The following is a 3,539-nucleotide window of genomic DNA, read 5'->3' on the forward strand; positions in this document are numbered from 1 at the left end:
GGCATCGTCGATAGCGGCAGCTTAAACCGCATGCGCCGCGCCGGCAGCGACCCGCAAGCCGCGCTGGACAACAACGATTCGTACCCCGCGCTCGAAGCGGCCAATGCCTTGGTCGTTACCGGCGCCACCGGCACCAATGTCGCCGACCTGCAAATACTTTTACTGTATCCTTATTAGCGAATAAACCCTCACCAGGAGAGACCATGTTTAACCCATCCATGACCATAGCCGGTTTTGACGACGAATTAGCCAACGCCATCAAACAGGAGCGCCGCCGCCAGGAAGATCATATCGAACTGATTGCCTCGGAAAATTACGCCAGCCCGCGGGTATTGGCGGCGCAAGGTACTTTGTTGACCAACAAATACGCGGAAGGCTATCCGGAAAAACGCTATTACGGCGGTTGCGAATATGTCGACATCGTCGAACAACTGGCCATAGACCGCGCCAAGGCACTGTTCGGCGCCGATTACGCCAACGTGCAAGCGCATTCCGGTTCGCAAGCCAACATGGCGGTGTTCATGTCCTTGATTCAACCGGGCGACACCATTTTGGGACTGAGTCTGGCCGACGGCGGCCACTTGACCCACGGCGCCAAGCCCAACTTCTCCGGCAAAATCTATAACGCCATACAATACGGCCTGAATCCGCAAACCGGCGAAATCGATTACGAACAAGTCGAAGCGCTGGCGCTGGAACACAAACCCAAACTGATCATCGCCGGTTTCTCGGCCTATTCCCGCATCTGGGACTGGCAACGTTTCCGCGACATCGCCGACAAAGTAGGCGCTTATTATGTGGTCGACATGGCCCACGTTGCGGGTTTAGTGGCGGCGGGCGAGTATCCCAATCCGGTGCCGATTGCCGACGTGGTTACCAGCACCACCCATAAATCCCTGCGCGGCCCGCGCGGCGGTTTGATTTTGTGCAAAAGCAATCCGGAATTGGAGAAAAAAATCAACTCCAACATCTTCCCCGGCATCCAGGGCGGCCCGCTAATGCACGTGATCGCCGCCAAAGCCGTGGCCTTCAAGGAAGCCATGAGCCCCGATTTCAAAACTTACCAGCAACAAGTGGTGAAAAACGCCCGGGCCATGGCGGACGTGTTCATGCAACGCGGCTTCGATGTCGTGTCCGGCGGCACCGACAACCACTTGATGCTGGTGTCCCTGGTCGCCAAGGGCATCACCGGCAAGGCCGCCGATGCCGCCCTGGGCCGCGCCCATATCACCGTCAACAAAAACGCCGTACCCAACGATCCGCAATCGCCCTTCGTCACCAGCGGCATCCGCGTCGGCACCCCGGCACCGACCACTCGCGGTTTCAAGGAAGACCAAATGCGGGAAATCGCCGGCATGATGTGCGACGTGATGGAAAATATGGACGACGAAAGCGTCATTACCGCCGTGCGCGATAAGGTTAAATTATTGTGCGCGCGGTTTCCGGTGTATTCGGAAGCTTAAATATACGCGGCAATACCTAGGACGCAATAGACGTTAGCCGTATTACGTCGCATGTTGGTGTTTAATCATACGGCGCATTAGCGTGGGCACGAAAAGCAGTGCCCACCCATGTCGTGTGAAATCACACAGCCATGTAGGTCAGGTTGCCCGATAGCGTTACCTGACATTTCTGAGTTGTTTGCCACATAACCGCTATCGCGGCAATGTGGCCTACGATCTTACACAGCCCTCAATCCTTACGCAGCTGATCCTTAATCGGCAACTGCCGTATCCGCTGGCCGGTGGCGGCGAAAATGGCGTTGCATAATGCCGGCGCGATCGGCGGCAGGCCGGGTTCGCCGATGCCGCCCAGCGGTTTGTCGTACTCGTTGCTCGACAACAGATGCACCCTGATTTCGCGCGGGGAGTCATCCATGCGGGTCAATTGGTAGGCGTGGAAGTTATCCTGCACCACGGCACCGTCCTTGAAACTGATCTCGCCCAAGGTAGCCAGACTGACGCCCATGATGCAGGCGCCTTCCAGTTGCGAACGGATGCGTTCCGGATTGACTTGCGGCCCGCAATCCACGGCGATGTCGACCCGGGGAATGCTGAGTTTGCCTGCTTCGTCGACCGCCACTTCCGCCACCACGGCGACATAGGTGACGAAGCTATAATGCGCCGCCAGGCCCAAACCGTGGCCTTTGGGCACATCGCGTCCCCAGCCGGCCTCGGCCGCCACCGCCTCGATTACCCGCCGCAAGCGGCCGGTATCTACGGGATAGGTTTCCGGCGATTCGCCCTGGTTCCAGCTATCGCTCATATCGCGCGGGTCTATGCGCCGGGCAGGGCCGATCAAATCGAGCAGGAAATCTTTGTGGTCGCGGCCCGCGGCCGCCGCCAATTCGGCCACGAACGACTGGATGGCGAAGGCGCGCGGAATATTGGACACCGAGCGAAACCAGCCGATACGGGTATGCGCTTCCGCCTCGGGATTTTCGACACGCACATTGGGAATGGCATACGGCACATTGACGACGCCCATCCCCAGCTCCACCGGCATTTGATGCTTGCTGTCCGGCCCGAAGGTGGCGCCTATGCTGGGCGCCACGGTTCTATGCAGCCAGGCGACCGTATTGCCCTGGGTGTCCAGTCCCGCCTCCAGCCGTTCGACCGAAACGGTGTGAAAATAAGAATGGCGCAAATCGTCCTCGCGGGTCCAGGTCACTTTCACCGCTTGGCCGCGCATGGCTTGCGACAACAGGGCCGCTTCGATCACGTAATCGGGTTTGGATTTACGCCCGAACCCGCCGCCCAATAGCGTGACGTTAACGGTGACGTTGTCCTCCGGCAGATTCAACCATTTGGCGACCCGTTCCCGCGTCAGTTGCGGCGCTTGGGTACAGGCCCAGACTTCGCAATGGCCGTTGACGATCCGCACAGCGGCGGCCGGCGGTTCCATCGGTGCCTGGGCCAGATGCGGCGCGTAATATTCCGCCGATAATCGCTGCGCGGCACCATCCAGCCCAGCATCGACATCGCCCTGATTGCGCACCACCTTGCCGGGCTTGCGCGCGGAAACCACCATCTCGGCCCGGTAGATTTCGGAATCGTACCCAGCATGCGGGCCGTTGTCCCATTCGATCTTCAGCGCCTTGCGGCCCTGAATCGCCGCCCAGGTATGCCGTGCGATCACCGCCACGCCGCCCAAGGGATTGAAATCCGCCGGCAGCGGGCTGCTTTTCAGCGCCACCACCTTGACCACGCCCGGTACCTTCAGCGCTTCGGCGGCGTCGTATCGCAACACTTTACCGCCCAATACGGGAGGACGCGCCACCACGGCATGCAACATGTCCGGCAGTACGGTATCGATACCGTACCGCGCCTGGCCGCTGACTATATTCCAGCCGTCTATGATGCCTTGTTCGCCCTTGCCGATATAGCGGAAATCCGCCGGCTGTTTAAGCTTTAACGTTTCCCGGTCCGGCACCGGCAGTTTGGCCGCCGCCTTGGCCAATTCGCCGTAACTTAGGCTTCTGCCGCTGGCGGGATGCAGCACATGATTCAGCTGCGCGCGCACCTCGGCCACCGGCACCC

At 59.7% G+C, this 3,539-nt stretch carries 3 protein-coding genes; 2 read left to right on the forward strand and 1 reads right to left on the reverse strand.

The window, feature by feature from the left end:
* Positions 1 to 3: 3 nt before the first annotated feature.
* Positions 4 to 177, forward strand: coding sequence for an MOFRL family protein (locus NP596_RS20540; protein WP_256617255.1), 174 nt, complete (start codon positions 4 to 6; stop codon positions 175 to 177).
* Between the two features lie 26 nt (positions 178 to 203).
* The gene (gene glyA / locus NP596_RS20545; protein ID WP_256617253.1) at positions 204 to 1,463 is read left to right on the forward strand and encodes a serine hydroxymethyltransferase; all 1,260 of its coding nucleotides are present in this window, start codon (positions 204 to 206) and stop codon (positions 1,461 to 1,463) included.
* A gap of 229 nt (positions 1,464 to 1,692) precedes the next feature.
* Here the strand turns inward: glyA and NP596_RS20550 are convergent.
* Positions 1,693 to 3,539, reverse strand: a 1,847-nt coding sequence (locus NP596_RS20550) for a xanthine dehydrogenase family protein molybdopterin-binding subunit (RefSeq protein WP_256617254.1), incomplete at its 5' end; no start/stop codon positions are given.

This window comes from Methylomonas rivi, assembly GCF_024505165.1.
Lineage (GTDB): Bacteria > Pseudomonadota > Gammaproteobacteria > Methylococcales > Methylomonadaceae > Methylomonas > Methylomonas rivi.